This is a genomic window from Winogradskyella helgolandensis, assembly GCF_013404085.1.
GTDB classification, from domain to species: Bacteria; Bacteroidota; Bacteroidia; order Flavobacteriales; family Flavobacteriaceae; genus Winogradskyella; species Winogradskyella helgolandensis.
Map to the genome: position 1 here is coordinate 4,153,878 of NZ_JABFHO010000001.1, position 17,752 is coordinate 4,171,629.

Sequence of the window (17,752 nt, forward strand, 5' to 3'; positions counted from 1 at the left end):
ATTAATGCTTTCCTCTTTTTTTACTCTAATAATGCACTAACAGATGCCATTATGGTTGTCAGAATACTTAACTTATTTTCCATCTACATAATCCTGCAAATAACTAAACCGCTTCGTTAATTTACCATTTTCAGTCATCTGAGCACGTTTTAAGATTTCCCGTTCATCATTATTGAAGAAAGCAGGAATCACATGTTCTAAAAACGTTTCACCAAAACCTTCACTCGCATCTTTTGGTAATTCACATGGTAAATTATCTACAGCCATTACAGTTATTGCGCCTTTGGCATCGTAAGCCACTTCTTTTTCAGTATGAGGATTGTAACCATAAAAGGGATCTTCAATAGTTGAAGGTCTAATGGTACTCGCCACAGGACCATCAATATCACAAGAGATATCAGCGACTAAATTAATCCTGAAATCTGGATGCTTGGCATCTTCTCTCGTAAATAAATAAGGTGCATTATTCCCGTAAAAATGACCTGCTATAAAATAATCGGTTTCTTTAGCATAAGGCATAAAGTTACTTTCATAACCTGATGGATCTTTATAAAACTTAAAGCGGTCACCTACTTTTCCATCGGTTCGTTTGGCATATTCCATCACATCTGCCATAACATAGACAGGCTCTGTAAATTGAGATGTTAAATACAAGGCATCACTAATTTGTTTAATCCCTAAATGATCTAAAATCTCTTTGGCTCCATGTGCTACTTTCCCGGTTCCAGAAAGTAAAATCTTTATATTAGGAATGGTAATTTTATCTAATTCTGCTTTTACTTCGTTTAAATCGGCGAGTGTCTCAACTTTTGGTAAATTGAATAAACCATCTCGCAATCCTAAAGCTCTAAAACCATTATACGCACCAACCAAACCTGCATAACGTCCAAAACCAATTAAACGTGCTCCTGATTTTTTAACGATAGTCTCGTGATCAAACATTTCTATATTTTTCTCTAACATGGCTAACAATAATTTCCTATTGTAAGGCTGTTTTTTAATGGTATGCGAGAAGTAGAAATATTTCTTATTCGGAATTAAATTTTCAATCGGCACTTCTTTAACTCCAATCATAACATCGGCATGAGAAACATCATCCAACACCTCAAATCCTAATTTTCTATAAGCATCGTCAGGAAAGATTCTTATATCCGAAGACTCTACAATAAATGTAGCTTCTGGAAATTGCGTTCTAGCTTCTGCTAAATGTTCAGGTGAAAACACCACACGTCTGTCTGGTGGATTTTTACGTTCTTTTATGATGGCGAATGTCATGGTAATTATAATTTTAAGACTGACAAAACTGTCAAAATCTAATATGGAATAATATTTGTACGAATGTAAAAGGATTTATGAGGTTGCGCAACTTTTTTCGTAACTTCGCCGTCCATTTAATTTAAACTTTGGGGTCGACTGGTTTTGACAGCGAGATTAATTAGATTGTAAGCACGTCGTGTAATGGCATTGACACACGTAAAAGGCTAGACCAAATTTTAAACGGCGAGAATAACTACGCTTTAGCTGCATAATCTGAATTACAGTAAGATTAAGCCTCGTCCTACTAGGTAGGAGTGCTAAATGTCTCGAGAAAGCCTTAGTTAATGGCGTTCTTTATTAGGCATCGTAAAAATTGACTTAGATTAGGTAGTGCTCTGATACCTTTTCGAGATTAAGGAGCTAAGCTAAAAGTGGGGTGTCTTTAACCAGCTTTTAGTCGAAAACCCAAGAAAAGAATAAACGTGTAGAAAGCCTTTTGGTTACTTGTTTGGACGAGAGTTCGATTCTCTCCGACTCCACAATTAAGCCTGTAAATAATTGATTTACAGGCTTTTATTTGTGTAGGTGCCATTTTGGATGCCATTTTATTCTCTGCTTTTCTGTTAATAACTCTTTCTATTTCCCCCTGTTACTCTAAACTATCCTGGCTATTTTAGATTATTAATGAATCTATGGAGTTTATTATAACTGTAATCTAAAAGGGCAAACATGCGTGACTTTAAGTATTGTGTATTCCATTTGTTGGTTGTTAATTTCAATATTAATCACAATCAAGATATAGTAAATAAGTATATCCTTAAGTTATAACCAATATGAGAAACTGAACGAATGAAAAGAATAAACATATTAATAATTGTGACTTTTACAATCAATGCAATTGCTCAGGATGGTTCTGATATTAAATATGTAAGTGTATCTTACCTTGACAATTCTTATGTTGGAAAAATGGCTCATTTGGTTTTTTATAATAGCTCATTTGGTGGATTAAAGTTTGATAACAACGATTTGACTGATAAATTCACAATAGAACTCGAAAATAAAAAAAATAGAATTTTCGGAACACAAAGTTGACAATGGAAGCAATAATTGGTTTTCTAAACAATACTTGGAATCAACTGAATTTATGACGGTAATAAAATCCGAATTTCAATGTGTAAAAAAAATCGGACTAGATTAAAGTCATTTTATTTCTTGAATACCGAGATAAAAACGGAAAGTTAAACTCTGAAAAATCAAACAGAATAGAATATGAGTTTCCGAAAAAAATATTGGCTGAAATATTAGTTCGGAATTAAAAAAGCACTAATTACAGAACCGCAAATAATTCATTGCTAGTCCTCGCCTATTTTCAAAAATCACTATAAACTTCTAATTTTTAAAAAACTAAGTAAAGTCACGTATAGAAATATCTAAAATATTCTTTAGATTTATAAACTAATAGTAACGTGTTATATGCAGGATATAGACAATTGTGTATATCCAGTTGTTAACTACAAGCTGTCTCGCCAACTAACATTTTTCTTAAATTGAAACATCGTAAGCCCTAATTTGATTGATTACTCAGATGGATAATTAAATCTGAAAAGCATTACGCATTGCTTACGGTTTGACTTCATAAACCAAGAAAAATAGAATTTTAAAAGATAATTTAAAGAAACCAATTTTGAGCTTACTCTACTCTATTTGAAATTAAAACAACTAAGATAATTTTAGATTAAAAAGATCTATAAAGTAAATCAAGATTGAAAAGCTTGTGTTTATCGTTACGGTTGAACTGTACGCAGGAAAACCAATCTGAGCTAAACTGGATTCGCTAAACGGAATAATACGCTTAAACCGTTGCCAAAATTAGAATTCCTAAATTATATTTATTGGAAAATTTAAAAATCTGAAATCTGTATAAATAGAAAAAAAGCCGGTAGTTAACACCGTGTATATTTAATTGCTTGGTTTCTGCTTATCTGGAATATTCCTTCGGAATATTCTCAGGTTCGTAAATGTTTATTAACTTAGTTGCTTAACCACGCAACTAACCATACACAAAACCGTTACCACCAATTTGAAAAAAACCAGAACTTTAATATTAATCATAGTCATTTCAATAATCTTAAGTGTGATTTATGGAATTACGCACGATTTTATTACTTCAAAAATTTCACCTGAATTTTACACAAAACTGACTTTTTTCAATTTTGGAATTTTAGATGATTATTCAAGAGAATTTGGTGGAAATTGGACTTTTGCTCTCGTTTGGGTTGGATTTTTCTCAACTTGGTGGTTTGGTCTTTTAACTGGACTGATTCTCGGAATTGTCGGAATGAAATACAGCGACGGAAAAAATTTACTGAATAAAACGCTGAAATCAATTCTAATCGTAATCGGAATTACAATTCTGTTCGGATTTGTTGGATATGGAATTGCGGAATTAAATCCATCGGAAATTATTACAAATTATAATTTCCCATTTGAAATTGAACATAAAGCGGAATTTAATAAAGTTTCGAAAATCCATAATTTTTCATATTACGGAGGAATTGTCGGACTGATAATCGGAACGTTGAATCAAATAAAAAACTGGTGGTAACACCGTATAAAAATAATTGCTAAATTAGTGCTTAACCAAAGGTCGTTGCAATTTTGTTACGTCTGATTTTCCTGCGGAAAATCCTCGCACACAAAACCGCAACTATTCTTATACATAAACGTTGTAGCACATTTAAGAAAAAAAAACTTATGGAGGACATTTATAAAAAATTTACAGTATCTGTACTTCCCCAAAAAAAAATTGAAGAAAGATATTTTGGTAAAATTCCTAAACAACTTGAAATTAATTATGGTGAATGGGAAATATACTGGGCTAATTATGACGAAGAATTGGATAATGAACCAGAATTTGAAGATGCTATTTCAACCAAATGGTGGAAAGAATATTACATTGATATTGAGGAATTAAAAATTGAACTTGATAAAATTACTTTAGACATAAATTTTGATAATAAAAATGTGCACAATGTCAAATTAAAATATAGTAAACAAGAAAATTTTATAGAAAACTTTCAGTTTAGTATTGATTTAATAGATACAGATTTTAATTTTTTAAATTCACTGTTGGAACTTTGCAATCAATACGAATGTCTTTTAATGGACAAAAACAATGGAAATCTATGTAATCCTAATATTCGTGAATTAGCAAAATTAATTGAGAAATCTAATAGGAAAAAGTTTTTAAAAAATCCGATAGAATTACTTGAGAATATGAAATAAAAACGTGCTACAACACCGTGTATAATTAATTGCTTTTTCGAGCTTACTTACGAAAATCCCTTCGGATTTTTTATGTCGTGAGTATTTGTTAACTTAGTCGCTTAACCACGCAACTAACCATACACAATCACGTTGCCAGTAATTTAACCAGACCAATGAAATTCAGTTTTATAATTATATTTTTTCTTCCTATAATTGGTTTCAGTCAGCAAAATATGATTGAAACAGGAAAATCTATAAATGGAATTGAATTTGGGTACTCTACTCTTTTGGATGTAAAAGAAAAATATGCTTCTGAGATTCTTTCGGACACAATAACTTACAAATGTCCTCATACTGATGAATGTGGAACTACATACAGCAAAGTGAATTCACTTTACATAAAAGAATCAGGAATAGTTTTCCAAGCTAATTATGACAATGGAGAATTAATTGAGCAAGTGCGTTTGTATTTACCATTTAAAGGTAAAATTAATAACATAACACAAATCGAGTTAGGAAAAACAACTGTTAAAGATATTTATACAAGTTATCCGAATTCAAAACTTACTTCAACTAATAGAAAAAAATATTGGATTATCAAAAATGACAATATTTCATTTTTAGTTACAAGACTTACTACCGACAATGATTACCCAATTGAACATACCGAAATTGAAAATCGACTAATAAGAGTAATTCTATTAAATCCTAGTAGAAATCGGATGGATATTGATTTTGAAAATAATTGCAGAGTTCCCTTATTTGCACCTAAAGAAGAGCAACACCAAAATTGTTATGTTGAGAAACATAAAGGCGGAATATATTATATTAACATTGGTGGACAATCGAGTTACAAAAATGTAAAAAATGGGTATTGGAAAGAATACTATCCGAATCACATTATAAAAGAAGAGGGAAATTATAAAAAAGGGAAGAAAATTGGAGAGTTTAAATATTACGACAAAAACGGAACTTTAATAAGAACTAAAAAACATCGTAGATTTTTATTTTGGTAATCTGAACATTAAAACAAATAAAAACTACTGGCAACACCGTGTATAATTAATTGCTAAGTTCTAGCCTACTTGCGAAAATTCCTGCGGAATTTTCACGGGTTCGTTAAAGTTTGCTAACTTAGTTGCTTAACCACGCAACTAACCATACACAAAACCGTTGTGTTTAATTTACACACAAAGCAGGAATCTTACTAAATTATTCTACTCATTACCAAAGGAAAATGAAAAAAAGCTTATTAATTTTTGTTACTGGACTTATGCTTATTAACTGTCGGAATTCTCAAAAAAAAGAAAACACGAGTATTGAAGTTAAAAAAACTTTAGATGTACCCTGTCCTGTAACATGGCAGGAATACAAACCTACAAGCGAAGAATTAGAATTCGAAGTAAGTAACGGAATAGTCACAAAAAAGCCAAATGATTCTATTATTCAACAAATTCGATTTGGGCGAGTTTGGTTTGAAATGATTAACTCAATTGAGCTTAAAAATAATGGAGGAAAGTGTTATTTAAAAAACTATAGAACTGATGGTTCTTTAGAATCAGAAGGATATTGTACATATTTTGAGCACCCTGTAGTTGATTTTACAATGGAAGGTAGCTGGAAATTTTATGATTGTTCGGGTGGTTTAAAAGAAAAAGTAGAATTCTTAAATGGAAATAGAGTAAAAAACTAAACACAACACCGTGTATAATTAATTGCTTCGTTTCTGATCATCTGGAATATTCCTGCGGAATATTCTCAGGTTCGTGGGTTTTTGTTAACTTAGTTGCTCAACCACGCAACTAACCATACACATCAACGTTGTGCTTAATTAAAAAAAACGAAATTGCGAGCGACCAAAATACTACTTCTTATATTTATTCTCTCATTTTCAAGTTGTTATACGACGAAAAGACTGATACGTGAAAATGATTTTGAAACGTCTGGTTTTAATAATCAAAGTATAAATGGAATCTACAGTAATGGTTTGAATGATAGTATACCAAAAAATTTATGGGTTAAATTAAAATCAAGTTATACTGATAAAACCGACACAATAAATTTGGATATTAATAATAATGTAAAACTGACTATGCTAAATAGTGAGAATTTAAAAATACAATTATTAGACAAAACAGGAAAGTCTGTTATTGACGAATTCGATTTAAAAGGCAGAATTAAAGGCAATTTTTTTACTATTGACAGAAAACTAACTCTTTATCCTTTTATTCCTGTGTATTACGTCAATATGGAAACAAAAACAATTCTTGGAAACGATTTGAACGGAAATTTAGTTTTAGTAACTGGAAGTGTAAATGAAGCAATGATATTAATGGTAGCAGGTGGAAATAGACATGTCCAAAATCATAAATTTAACCGGATAAAAAACTAAGCACAACACCGTGTATAATTAATTGCTGTGTTCTTCTCTACTTGCGAATATTCCTGCGGAATATTCACGGGTTCGTAAATGTTTGCTAACTTAGTTGCCAAACCACGCAACTAACCATACACAATCACGTTGGCAAACATTTAAGCGAATCGTTAACTAATTGAAAATCATCGTTCACTCAATTAGAGTTCCGGAATTACTAAACAAAGAATAGATTTGAAAACAATCTAAACTGAATGAAAAAAATTGGACTAATACTTTTGACAATTCTGCTGAATCTCAATTTGAGTTTCTCACAAACCGAATCTGAAATTGACTCGCTTTTAAACGAAATCTCTAAAACGGAAAATTCAATTGGAATTATAAAAACAAAGCAAGCCGAAAAAATTATGGCTTTTGGAGAAAAGTCATTACCAATTCTTGCGGAATATTTTACTGATTCTACTCTGACCAAAATAAAATCTGAATGTCATAATCGGAATATAACCAAAGGAGAATTAGCAATAATTATTGCTGACAGAATTAAAGGAATGCCATTTGCTCTTTTGACTGGAGTTCAAAATTGTACAATGGAATTTTGCAAAAACAATCCAAACTTGATAGAGTATTATTTACCTTGGATTGAAAAAGATAACGGAAAATCATTTAAAGAAAAATATATTAGTTGGTTGAAAAATAGCGATTGAAAAATAAAAACGATTTGCCAACACCGTGTATAATTAATTGCTAGATTCTTCTCTACTTGCGAATATTCCTGCGGAATATTCACGGGTTCGTAAAAGTTTGCTAACTTAGTCGCTAAACCACGCAACTAACCATACACAAACACGTTAGGCAACATTTGACGAATGACGAAAACTGAATTCTTTATACTTTGGGCTATTTCGATTGGAATTTACTTCTTAACATTTAAAATCAACTTGATTTTGACTGCAATTATGACTTGTCTTTTGATTTTAGCATACATTTATTATAAGAAAAATTACATCTTGAATTTAAATAAAAAGATAAAAGATGGAGAGCTAAAATATTATGAATTTAATACAGAAAAAAACAAAGTTGAACTATTTGCTTTACCTGTTATTTATATAATTTTAAACACTTTGTTGGTATTAAAAATAGTTGATTTAAATGCGGATTTGATTTTTATAAATTTATTATTCTTATTTGTACCTAGTATATCAATGTTTATACTTAAATATAAAAATGCTGAATTGAATAATGGACTTTTAATTGGAGCAAAAATGTATCAAAACGGATTAACTGGTTCGAAAATTAAAATAATAGATGTGAACATAAATTTTGGAAAAACAAAATCTGAATTAGTATTTGAGAACATTAAAACTGGAAAAAAAGATACTTATGAATTCTCTAAACCTGATTTAATTATAACTGAAATAAAAAACGTTGCCTAACACCGTGTATAATTAATTGCTTGCTTCTAGCCTACTTGCGAATATTCCTGCGGAATATTCACAGGTTCGTAAATGTTTGCTAACTTAGTCGCTAAACCACGCAACTAACCATACACAATCACGTTGTAGCACATTTGAGAAACGATGAAACCTGAATTAAAATATATAGAATTAAAAAGCGGATTTGGTGATACTGGACCAGCGTGGATTGGAATGGCGGAATTTTCAAAATCTGGTAGAACTGTGTATTTTAATGGAAAGGCTCTTAAAAACTCAAATGCACAAGGAATCGCAGGAAATTACTACGACATAGAAAGTGGAGACGAATATTGGGTTTCTGGAATAAAAAAAAACGGAACTGACCGACATTGGGCTGGAGGCGGAAAAGTAATGATTGACCGAAATGTCGTTGACCTTTATTTAAGTCTGGTTGACTTCAATTTATTGGATAAAAACCGATTTAAATTAGTGGACATTTTACCAACTGACAAACAAAAGTTTGCGGAATTAGAAAACGAAAAACTTAACTAATATGATATTATCTGAAAAATATCCCGAAGAATATTTTAATCATTGGATAGCAATGTTTTGTGCAAATAATTCAGAATTTAACAAAGATGCAATCATAGAACAAATTGAAATGTATAAGAGTTTCGAAGGAGAAGAAGAATTCTCTGAACTTAAAGCAGAACTAAACTCTATTATCGAAAATGATGATTTAGATAAGTTTATAGAAATTGGAAAGAACTTTGGATGGAAAGAAATTAAGACTGATGACTTAATTAATATGACCCAAATTATTAGGAAAGAATAAAAACGTGCTACAACAACGTATAAAATTAATTGCTTGGTTCTAGCCTACTTACGAAAATCCTCGCGGATTTTCTATTCAGTTTTTATTTGCTAAATTAGGTGCTTAACCACGCAACTAATCTTATACAAAACCGTTGTGCGTCATTTAAGAAAAATCTTGCAAAACAATAAAATTAAGGATATAAAACAATTTTTATAGGAAAAATGGAAAACGGAGATTTAGAGGTTTTATGTTGCTTTTGTGGTCAAGATTCAACATTTAATAAAGCGGTTGAAATCACCATAGAATGTGATAAGAAAACTAAAGAGGTTCAAGCAGTTTATGCTCATTCTAAATGTCTTGACAAAGTTTTACATAAAAGTGTTCCAAGAGCATTTGACTTATAAATTGGAATAAATATTCACAGGAATTTAATGAAAAAATGGATTTTTATAAAAATTTGACAGATGGAAAGAAAAGTGCTTTAATTGGAGGAATTCTGATTTTAGTATTCGGAATTATATTTTCTGTTTACCGACAAAGTAGGCTTGAAAAACTTGATTCGGATTTTATATGGACAGAAGGAACGATAACTGAAATAAAACTTAATGTTTCGAAAGGAACAACGCAAACACAAGATATTTTTCTATTTGAATTTAAACACAATGGAAAAAATATAATAAAGTCGCGCACAACCTATAAACCTGAATTATTGAAAGTTGGACAAAAATTTAAAATAAAAGTTCACCCTAAAGATTCTGATTTATTGGAAATTGATTTGAATTAAATAAAAACTGAATAAAAAAACGAACGCACAACACCGTGTATAATTAATTGCTTTGTTCTTCCCTACTTGCGAATATTCCTGCGGAATATTCACGGGTTCGTAAAAGTTTGCTAAATTAGTCGCTTAACCACGCAACTAACCATACACAAAACCGTTATGCAACAGTTAAAATCACGTTCAAAAATTGAATGTTTAGATTAAATTTGTAAATTTGATATTATGGATTTAAGTTTAGAAAATAAAAAAATAGAATTAATTCAATGGTTATCAACTTTGAATGACACATCTCTGATTGACAAACTAATGAAATTAAGAGAGAAAGAGAAGAACGATTGGTGGAATGAAATTTCTGCAAGCGAAAAAGAGTCTATCGAAAAAGGAATTCAAGATGCTGATAACGGAAAATTGACTTCTCACTCAAACGTGAAAGGAATCTATGAAAAGTGGTTATAAAATCCTGTGGACTGACCACGCAATATCTGAACTTAAAGAAAGTATTGAATATCTTGAGAATAAATGGACAGAAAGAGAATTAAGAACATTCTCTGCAAAATTAGACCATACAATAGAACTGATTTCAAAATCACCCGAAATTTTCCCAGTTTCATTGGATAAAATAAATATTCGCAAAGCTGTAGTTGAAAAACACAATAATCTATATTACCGAATTAATAAAAATTCAATTGAGATTGTTTCTTTGTTTTCAAACAGAAAGAATCCGAATAAGAAAATGTTATAAAACCGTTGCATAACACCGTGTATAATTAATTGCTTTTTAAGTGCTTACTTGCGAAAATTCCTGCGGAATTTTCTCGGGTTCGTAAATGTTTATTAAATTAGCTACCAAACCACGCAACTAACCATACACAAACACGTTGGCATTCATTTAAACCGAACGATGAAAAACATATTTCTGATTTTATTAATATTTTCGACTTTCAATTGTAAAGGTCAAAGCAAAACAAGCGAAAAAACAGAACCTGAATTAGAAAATCTGCTTTCTGATTTTGTCTCTGCTGATTGGAGAAAAGTTTATAAAGCAAAAGACAGTTTGCTGAATATCGGAAAGCCATCAATTCCGTATTTGATAAAATTATTGGACAATCCAAAAGAATTTAGAAAATTAGAAAATACAGCTGACTTAATTTATCCAGGTGTAACTGAATTTTTTGGACACGGTTGGTTTATAAATTACGATTTGGATTGGATTTCAATTCGAGCAGGTTGGGCTTTAGAAAATTTGACTTCACAAAACTTTGGTTTTACCGAGAATGTAATTACCGAAAAAGAATTAATAGAATTACATAAAAAAGACTATTCGAAGTATATTGAAAACGGAAAACACGATGTAAATTTTGAAAGAACAAAGTTTAAAGAACTTGATATTATTATAAAACGTGTAAAGGATTGGTGGAAAATAAATGAAAAGAATTGGACAGCTCTTAACGGACTGAAAGAAGCCATTTTCAGTAATGACATAAATCGTCAATTACAAGCTATCCAACAAATGAGATATCCTCGTTTTAAAATTAAAGGATATAATCAAGAATGGTTTAATCGAGAAATTAGAGCACGAATTGTTGAGTTGAATAAAATAGACAATGAGGAATTGAAATTACAAACAGGATATTTATTACGAAAATAAAAAAACGAAATGCCAACACCGTGTATAATTAATTGCTTTGTTCTAGCCTACTTGCGAATATTCCTGCGGAATATTCACGGGTTCGTAAATGTTTGCTAACTTAGTTGCTTAACCACGCAACTAACCATACACAATCACGTTGTGTGTAATTTACCAACGAGACAAAATAGAGATAATTATAGAAAATACAGTTAAATTAAAAACTATCAAATAGTCGGAATAAAAATATCTAGTAATTACAATTGAAAAACTAATTTCTAACAAATCTAATGAACGAAATAACTCTGCCATATCATTTATTAATTCCAACTATAATTTCAATTCTGATTTTAACAATATTCTTCATTAAAAGAAAACGAATATTTCGAATTGGAAAATGGAAATGGTTTTGGATAAGTTTGACAGTTTTCTTCGCTTTTTACGTATTTATTGTTGGAGGAGCAACTTATGATGATATTTATGCTCAATGGAATTCAAATAGGTTTGACTTAAATCAAGACGGATTTTTTAGCGGAAACGAAATCACGTCTGAACAGCAAGAAGCAATGAGAAATCTGATAAGTGATACTGGAAGAAATTTTTCATTTATAACTGGGCTAATTTTTTCTGGAATTATTGCATTCTTTGTTTTTACATTCGGAAAAATAAGTGAATTAATAAAAAAGAAAAAAAACTACACACAACAACGTGTATAATTAATTGCTGTATTCTTCTCTACTTGCGAATATTCCTGCGGAATATTCACAGGTTCGTGAAAGTTTACTAATTTAGTTGCTAAATCACGCAACTAACCATACACAAACACGTTGTACAACATTTACCAAAAAATGAAATTAGGAAGTTTAATCATATTATTTTTAGTTTGTTTGAGTTGTAAAAACGAGAATGAAAACAAATCAAATTCAACGAATTCTGAAAGGTTTGAATTAGTTCCAGAACCTGATAAAGATGAAAGAGAAAAATATGAGAAAAACCTGAATCTGACCTCTTTTCTTGAAAACCCGATTGACCTACAAGAATTTAAAAATAAAACGAAAAGAGATGTCACCACAACCGTGACAAATGGTTTGGAATATTACTTTCACCCAAAAATTAATGATTCTATTTTTTATAGTTACAACTTCATTTCTACAGTAAATAGACAATTAGAAATTAATGAAATAGTTGTCTTTAAATATGGAAAAAACCAACACAACTATGAAGACAAAACTGAAATACTGATTGAATTAAAGATTAAAAGTAATGATTCCGATTTGGGAAAAGCTAATTTTATCGGACTTTCAAAAACAGACTTGGAATCGGAATTTGGAAATGATTATCTGACTTTCGACAGTGGAATTGCTTACTCAAATAAAAATAAAGTTCTGATAATCGAACTTGAAGACTCAAAAGTAAAGTCCTTGAGATATATAAAATTAAACACCGAAAAAATCAACACAGAATTAATCGGACAAATAATGAAATAAAAAACGTTGTACAACACCGTATATAATTTATTGCTAGTTCTAGCCTACTTACGAAAATCCTCGCAGATTTTCTATTCGGTTCTTATTTACTAAATTAGGTGCTTAAACCACGCAACAAACCATATACAACAACGTTGCCCACAATATGAAAAAACTACTCAAATCAATAATTTTGCTTCTGACTTTAAGCGGTTGTGCCCAAGAAAAAAACTGTGCGGAATTTAAAACTGGAAAATTTAATTATGTTGACGAAAAACTGCCATTCGAAATTATCAGAAACGATACGTTACAAATAGAACGGAATTTAAAAACTGGAGTTGAAATCCATACTTCTGTAGAATGGAAATCAGATTGCGAATATATTTTGACTTATAAAAAAATACTGAATATTAATCGAGATGTAAGCGATGTAATTGGAAAGCAAATATTTGTGAATATTTTGGAGATTGATGGTAATAAAATTAAGGTTCAAGCAAAAAGTGATGCGATTGATGACGAACTTGAATTTATTAAAACTGAATAAAAAATACTAACGGAGAAAATACTGTGGGCAACACCGTGTATAATTAATTGCTTTGGTCGTTGCTTATTTGGAAAATTCCTTCGGAATTTTCTCGCGTTCGTTTTTGTTTACTAAATTAGTTGCTTAAACACGCAACTAACCATACACAAACACGTCGTGCATAATTAAAAAAAAACGCGAATTGAAAAAAATATTACTGTTTGGATTTATAATAGTATCTATCAATCTACACTCTCAAATAATGACTAGATACTTTATTGAAGGAGTTGAAATTGTAGATTACGTGACACTCGAAATTTGTGCTGATAGTATAAATGGAATAAACAATGTTGAATTGATTGCGAAAAAAACAACCCATAAAAATCAAGCTAATATTGACCAACTTGTAGATTACATTAAGAGTTTTGACTATCCTAAAGATGGTCCTTTAATTGGGAGATGCGGAAATCTAACCTTTTCATTTATGAATCCTGAATTTGAAAACTTGAAATTAAATGAAAATGAAATAGAAGAATGCTCAAAATTTAGATTTGGGAATTATAGCTATCATCATATAAATCATCAAGACACAAAAATTAAGCGGAGAAAAAAAATACAAAAAGAAAAAAGCTATAAAAGTAGACAGATTTATAGTATTAACTGGACATCGAATTCTACATATACTTTGACTTACAAAAGAATGTCTGATGACAACCTAAAAAATTTAATTGGAGAAAAAATAGAGGTTGAAATTCTAAAACTTTTAGATAACGACGGATACGTTTACAGGTCGACAAGTCCGAAAGGAATTGTTTACTATGGAGCGATATACAAATCAAAAAAATAACTATGCACAACACCGTGTATAATTAATTGCTTTGTTCTTGCCTACTTGAGAATATTCCTGCGGAATATTCTCAGGTCCGTAAATGTTTATTAACTTAGTTGCTTAACCACGCAACTAACCATACACAATCACGTTAGCATACATTTAAACCACTCATAATCTGACAAATGCAAATACTTCTTTTTCTATTAATCTTTATAATTGGATTAGGTTCACTAATTACATCTTTCGTCGCTATTATTCAAATTTTGAGTAATGATTTTAAAGAATCGAAAATTCAATGGATTTTGATTTCAATGATTGCTTTTATTGGACCAATATTATGGTTAACAAAAGGTCGTAAACTAATAATTAAAAATGGACAATCCCTAAGAAATGAAAATACCGAAAAAATAAGCCTGTCTGAACATTACACTCAGCTGATAAAGAATATTGGAACACCATTAAAAATCTTGACTTTAATAGCGTTAGCTCTTATTCTTTATGGATATTTAGCCAGAGCGTTAAACATCTACTTCTTTTGGGAAAGTAAATCCATCGGATTTGGATTATTACTATTTGCAATTGCGAAATTCATACTTGATGACATAAATGCCAGACGAGAAAATAAAATGCACCGAATTGTTTTCTATATAGTATTCGGAATTTTATGTTTAACCATTTTTATAAAAGGTTTAATCGCGATAATTATCCCAAATTCCAGAGCATATAGTTCAGCTACTGAGCTTTTAAAAACTGATTCTGAATTAATAGCCGAAGTTGGAGAAATTACTTCTTTCTCTTATCTGCCTTCTGGGAGTATGGGAACTCATAAAGACAAATATGGAACAACTGGTAATGCAAATTTGACATTAATAGTAAAAGGAAATAAAAAATACATTGAGAAGAATGTAGTCTTGGTAAAAGAATTAGAAGAAGATTGGAAAATAATATCTCTGAAATAAAAAACGTATGCTAACAACGTGTATAATTAATTGCTTTGGCAAGTGCTTATTTGGAAAATTCCTTCGGAATTTTCTCGCGTTCGTTTTTGTTTACTAAATTAGTTGCTTAAACACGCAACTAACCATACACAACAAAGTTGGCATTAATTTGAGCGAATGAACTTTTTAAGAAAAATCAGAGACATATTTGAAAGAAAAGTTTTTCTAAATGAATTCTATGAAGACGTTCAAAATTTAGATGAAGTTTTACTTGAAAAGCGAATTGAAATTTTAAGAGATATTGCAAATCCTAAATTTGAAAAAATTGGTTTAAAAAACTGGAATGGAAAATATTTATGGTTTAGTGATTTTAACAAAGAAGGAATTAAGCACGTAGTTGAATACAATGTTTTGAAAGGATTTTCTGGTGCATTTACATTTGGAAATTGTTTCGATTTTGTTCCAACATTTTCTGGAAAAAAATTAATAAATCATAGAACTGAAAAGTCAACGAAAATTATTTATTTAAAAAAAACTGAAAGTTGGCAGAAAAGTATTGAAACTCAAAGACACATAAATCCTGATAAGGTTAGTACAATAAACGAGAAAAAGTTTAGAGAAAGTTTGGAAAAAGTGTTGAATAGAAACTTAATCAAAATTGAGAATTGGTTTAAAGAAAATGAAACAATTGAAAAAAATATTTATTCTTTAAAAAAAGATGCAGAAAATCCGCCTTTTGAAATTGGAACAAGAATAATATCATTTGAATATATTTTAGCTTTTTTAAATAGAGAAAAATCTGAATTTAAAACCGCTGAATTTTGGTTAAATGAGCATTAAAAAAAAGAAATAAATTCAGAATCAGAAATTGAAATTCTGAAGAAAAAAATAAAAAACTAATGCCAACACCATATATAATTTATTGCTGGCTTCTAACCTACTTGCGAAAATCCTCGCGGATTTTCTTTGTCGGTAATTATTTACTAAATTAGTTGCTTAAAACACGCAACAAACCATATATAAACACGTTGGCAACAAGCTGAAAAAAATCCCGAATGAATCAAAATCTGGAACAAATATTTGAATTAGAAACTGCCGAAAAATATAACGAGGCATATTCTGAATATCAAAAACTGATTTCGGAAAATAATCCGGAATTTGAAACGTGGAAATATTATTTCTTCTTTTTGTGGTCTATGCTTGAAGATGTTAATGGACAATTTAAGAAAGATATTGATTTACGAACTGAATTGGAATCTGAATTAAAAAATGGACTGAATAAATACTCGGAATTGGCTGAATTCAATTTTATTGCTGGATATACAATTTCAATTTTTCCTTACGAGTTTGGAGATTACGAGGAATTGGAAATTAAAGGGAAAGAAATGCTGAAAAAAGCGTTTGAATTGGAACAATCTAATCCGATTTACAAAATGGTTTATTTAGGCTCAAAAAGTCTGAATGAAAAAGAGCAAAGTTTATATAAAAAGGCTTGTGCTGAATCAAAACTGATTTTAAAAACAAAATATAACGGAAAAGGATTATTGAACGAATATTATAATCAAGTATTTAATCGTGAATAAAAAAGCCAGTTGCCAACACCGTGTATAATTAATTGCTTTGGCAAGTGCTTATTTGGAAAATTCCTTCGGAATTTTCTCTGGCAAGTTTTTGTTTACTAAATTAGTTGCTTAAACACGCAACTAACCATACACAACAACGTTGTACCCAATTAACCCAAACCACAAATTCCCTACTCAAATTGAGCTAAATACTTTGAAATTCAAAAATATAAGTTAAAATATTTTTTTGTTTCTAATCGTTTGATTAGTTTTGCAAAGTAATTTAGTTTTATGCCTAGAGAAAAGAAATATAAGGAAGCTGAAGTAATAGAAAAGGCAATGGGTCTGTTCTGGAAAAACGGCTATAGAAATACATCATTAAGGATGCTATCTAAAGAAATGGGTATCAATCAATTTTCTATAAACGCTAGTTTTGGAAATAAACAAAAGCTTTTTCTAGAAAGCTTAAAATTGTATAGAAGCAAGTTGCAAAAGTTAATCAATGTATTTGAAAACTCTTCAAACGGCATTGAGAGTATTAAACACTTCTTCTATCAGTTTGCTGAATTTGCTGACCAAAACAACTCAAAAAAAGGATGTTTAATGGTTAATACTATGTCAGAATTTGGTTTAGATGTAGATAAAAAAGTAGGTGTCATTATTTCAAATTATGAGGAGCAATTAAGAACCTTGTTTAAACACAATCTGGAGTTAAATAGCACAAAGGACAACCAAACTATAGAAAGACACATAAATTATCTTGTTCTAGCATTAAGTGGTTTGGCTTTAGCAACAAAAATTCAAAATGAAATTACCATTAACGACTATATAGAAACCACATTTCAGCACTTATAATATTTTTTTACCATAAAACTAATCAAATGATTAGAAATAAA

24 protein-coding genes and 1 other RNA gene are annotated in these 17,752 nt (G+C 30.1%); 24 read left to right on the forward strand and 1 reads right to left on the reverse strand.

The genetic code is table 11. The annotated features are described in order from the left end of the window. Positions 1-72: 72 nt before the first annotated feature. A complete protein-coding gene (locus tag HM992_RS17555; RefSeq protein WP_179320710.1) occupies positions 73-1,275 on the reverse strand; it encodes an NAD(P)-dependent oxidoreductase in 1,203 nt (400 codons plus the stop codon). 130 nt (positions 1,276-1,405) lie between these two features. Here HM992_RS17555 and ssrA point away from each other — a divergent pair. The 24 genes from ssrA to HM992_RS17675 all read left to right on the forward strand — a co-directional run bounded on the left by ssrA (position 1,406) and on the right by HM992_RS17675 (position 17,711). Then, positions 1,406-1,799: a transfer-messenger RNA gene (ssrA, locus tag HM992_RS17560) on the forward strand. A 307-nt stretch (positions 1,800-2,106) separates the two neighbouring features. Then, positions 2,107-2,349 carry a hypothetical protein gene (locus HM992_RS17565; RefSeq protein WP_179320712.1) on the forward strand — a complete coding sequence of 81 codons (243 nt, stop codon included), beginning with the start codon at positions 2,107-2,109 and terminating at the stop codon, positions 2,347-2,349. Positions 2,350-3,337: 988 nt separating this feature from the next. Further along, complete coding sequence (locus tag HM992_RS17570) at positions 3,338-3,862, forward strand: hypothetical protein (protein WP_179320713.1); 525 nt, start codon at positions 3,338-3,340, stop codon at positions 3,860-3,862. A gap of 149 nt (positions 3,863-4,011) precedes the next feature. After that, positions 4,012-4,542: a hypothetical protein gene (locus tag HM992_RS17575; protein ID WP_179320715.1), complete on the forward strand. Its 531-nt coding sequence runs from the start codon at positions 4,012-4,014 to the stop codon at positions 4,540-4,542. A gap of 155 nt (positions 4,543-4,697) precedes the next feature. Continuing rightward, the gene (locus tag HM992_RS17580) at positions 4,698-5,540 is read left to right on the forward strand and encodes a toxin-antitoxin system YwqK family antitoxin (protein WP_229720525.1); all 843 of its coding nucleotides are present in this window, start codon (positions 4,698-4,700) and stop codon (positions 5,538-5,540) included. A 221-nt stretch (positions 5,541-5,761) separates the two neighbouring features. Next, the gene (locus HM992_RS17585; RefSeq protein WP_179320719.1) at positions 5,762-6,217 is read left to right on the forward strand and encodes a hypothetical protein; all 456 of its coding nucleotides are present in this window, start codon (positions 5,762-5,764) and stop codon (positions 6,215-6,217) included. A 153-nt stretch (positions 6,218-6,370) separates the two neighbouring features. Continuing rightward, the gene (locus HM992_RS17590; protein ID WP_179320720.1) at positions 6,371-6,916 is read left to right on the forward strand and encodes a hypothetical protein; all 546 of its coding nucleotides are present in this window, start codon (positions 6,371-6,373) and stop codon (positions 6,914-6,916) included. A gap of 236 nt (positions 6,917-7,152) precedes the next feature. Further along, entirely contained in the window at positions 7,153-7,602 is a 450-nt protein-coding gene (locus HM992_RS17595) for a hypothetical protein (RefSeq protein ID WP_179320722.1), read from the forward strand. Positions 7,603-7,764: 162 nt separating this feature from the next. Continuing rightward, positions 7,765-8,331, forward strand: coding sequence for a hypothetical protein (locus HM992_RS17600; RefSeq protein WP_179320724.1), 567 nt, complete (start codon positions 7,765-7,767; stop codon positions 8,329-8,331). 144 nt (positions 8,332-8,475) lie between these two features. Continuing rightward, on the forward strand, positions 8,476-8,862 hold the full coding sequence (locus tag HM992_RS17605; protein ID WP_179320726.1) for a hypothetical protein: 387 nt from the start codon (positions 8,476-8,478) through the stop codon (positions 8,860-8,862). A gap of 1 nt (position 8,863) precedes the next feature. Continuing rightward, complete coding sequence (locus HM992_RS17610; protein ID WP_179320727.1) at positions 8,864-9,145, forward strand: hypothetical protein; 282 nt, start codon at positions 8,864-8,866, stop codon at positions 9,143-9,145. Positions 9,146-9,348: 203 nt separating this feature from the next. Next, positions 9,349-9,531 (forward strand): hypothetical protein, encoded by a 183-nt coding sequence (locus HM992_RS17615; RefSeq protein WP_179320729.1) that lies wholly within the window; start codon positions 9,349-9,351, stop codon positions 9,529-9,531. A gap of 35 nt (positions 9,532-9,566) precedes the next feature. Next, complete coding sequence (locus HM992_RS17620) at positions 9,567-9,911, forward strand: hypothetical protein (protein WP_179320731.1); 345 nt, start codon at positions 9,567-9,569, stop codon at positions 9,909-9,911. Positions 9,912-10,130: 219 nt separating this feature from the next. After that, positions 10,131-10,364: a hypothetical protein gene (locus tag HM992_RS17625; protein ID WP_132215541.1), complete on the forward strand. Its 234-nt coding sequence runs from the start codon at positions 10,131-10,133 to the stop codon at positions 10,362-10,364. Then, positions 10,348-10,650: a type II toxin-antitoxin system RelE/ParE family toxin gene (locus tag HM992_RS17630; RefSeq protein ID WP_179320733.1), complete on the forward strand. Its 303-nt coding sequence runs from the start codon at positions 10,348-10,350 to the stop codon at positions 10,648-10,650. The genes HM992_RS17625 and HM992_RS17630 overlap by 17 nt, the downstream gene beginning before the upstream one ends. Before the next feature lie 159 nt (positions 10,651-10,809). Continuing rightward, on the forward strand, positions 10,810-11,556 hold the full coding sequence (locus HM992_RS17635) for a hypothetical protein (protein WP_179320735.1): 747 nt from the start codon (positions 10,810-10,812) through the stop codon (positions 11,554-11,556). A 269-nt stretch (positions 11,557-11,825) separates the two neighbouring features. After that, complete coding sequence (locus HM992_RS17640; RefSeq protein WP_179320737.1) at positions 11,826-12,251, forward strand: hypothetical protein; 426 nt, start codon at positions 11,826-11,828, stop codon at positions 12,249-12,251. Between the two features lie 132 nt (positions 12,252-12,383). Beyond that, positions 12,384-13,022, forward strand: coding sequence for a hypothetical protein (locus HM992_RS17645; protein WP_179320739.1), 639 nt, complete (start codon positions 12,384-12,386; stop codon positions 13,020-13,022). A 145-nt stretch (positions 13,023-13,167) separates the two neighbouring features. After that, the gene (locus tag HM992_RS17650) at positions 13,168-13,545 is read left to right on the forward strand and encodes a hypothetical protein (protein ID WP_179320742.1); all 378 of its coding nucleotides are present in this window, start codon (positions 13,168-13,170) and stop codon (positions 13,543-13,545) included. Positions 13,546-13,786: 241 nt separating this feature from the next. After that, positions 13,787-14,371 (forward strand): hypothetical protein, encoded by a 585-nt coding sequence (locus tag HM992_RS17655; RefSeq protein ID WP_229720526.1) that lies wholly within the window; start codon positions 13,787-13,789, stop codon positions 14,369-14,371. A gap of 248 nt (positions 14,372-14,619) precedes the next feature. After that, positions 14,620-15,315: a hypothetical protein gene (locus HM992_RS17660; protein WP_179320746.1), complete on the forward strand. Its 696-nt coding sequence runs from the start codon at positions 14,620-14,622 to the stop codon at positions 15,313-15,315. Positions 15,316-15,471: 156 nt separating this feature from the next. Continuing rightward, positions 15,472-16,134: a hypothetical protein gene (locus HM992_RS17665; RefSeq protein ID WP_179320748.1), complete on the forward strand. Its 663-nt coding sequence runs from the start codon at positions 15,472-15,474 to the stop codon at positions 16,132-16,134. 215 nt (positions 16,135-16,349) lie between these two features. Further along, complete coding sequence (locus HM992_RS17670) at positions 16,350-16,877, forward strand: hypothetical protein (RefSeq protein ID WP_179320750.1); 528 nt, start codon at positions 16,350-16,352, stop codon at positions 16,875-16,877. 270 nt (positions 16,878-17,147) lie between these two features. Continuing rightward, positions 17,148-17,711: a TetR/AcrR family transcriptional regulator gene (locus HM992_RS17675; protein WP_179320752.1), complete on the forward strand. Its 564-nt coding sequence runs from the start codon at positions 17,148-17,150 to the stop codon at positions 17,709-17,711. The last annotated feature ends 41 nt before the right edge of the window (positions 17,712-17,752 follow it).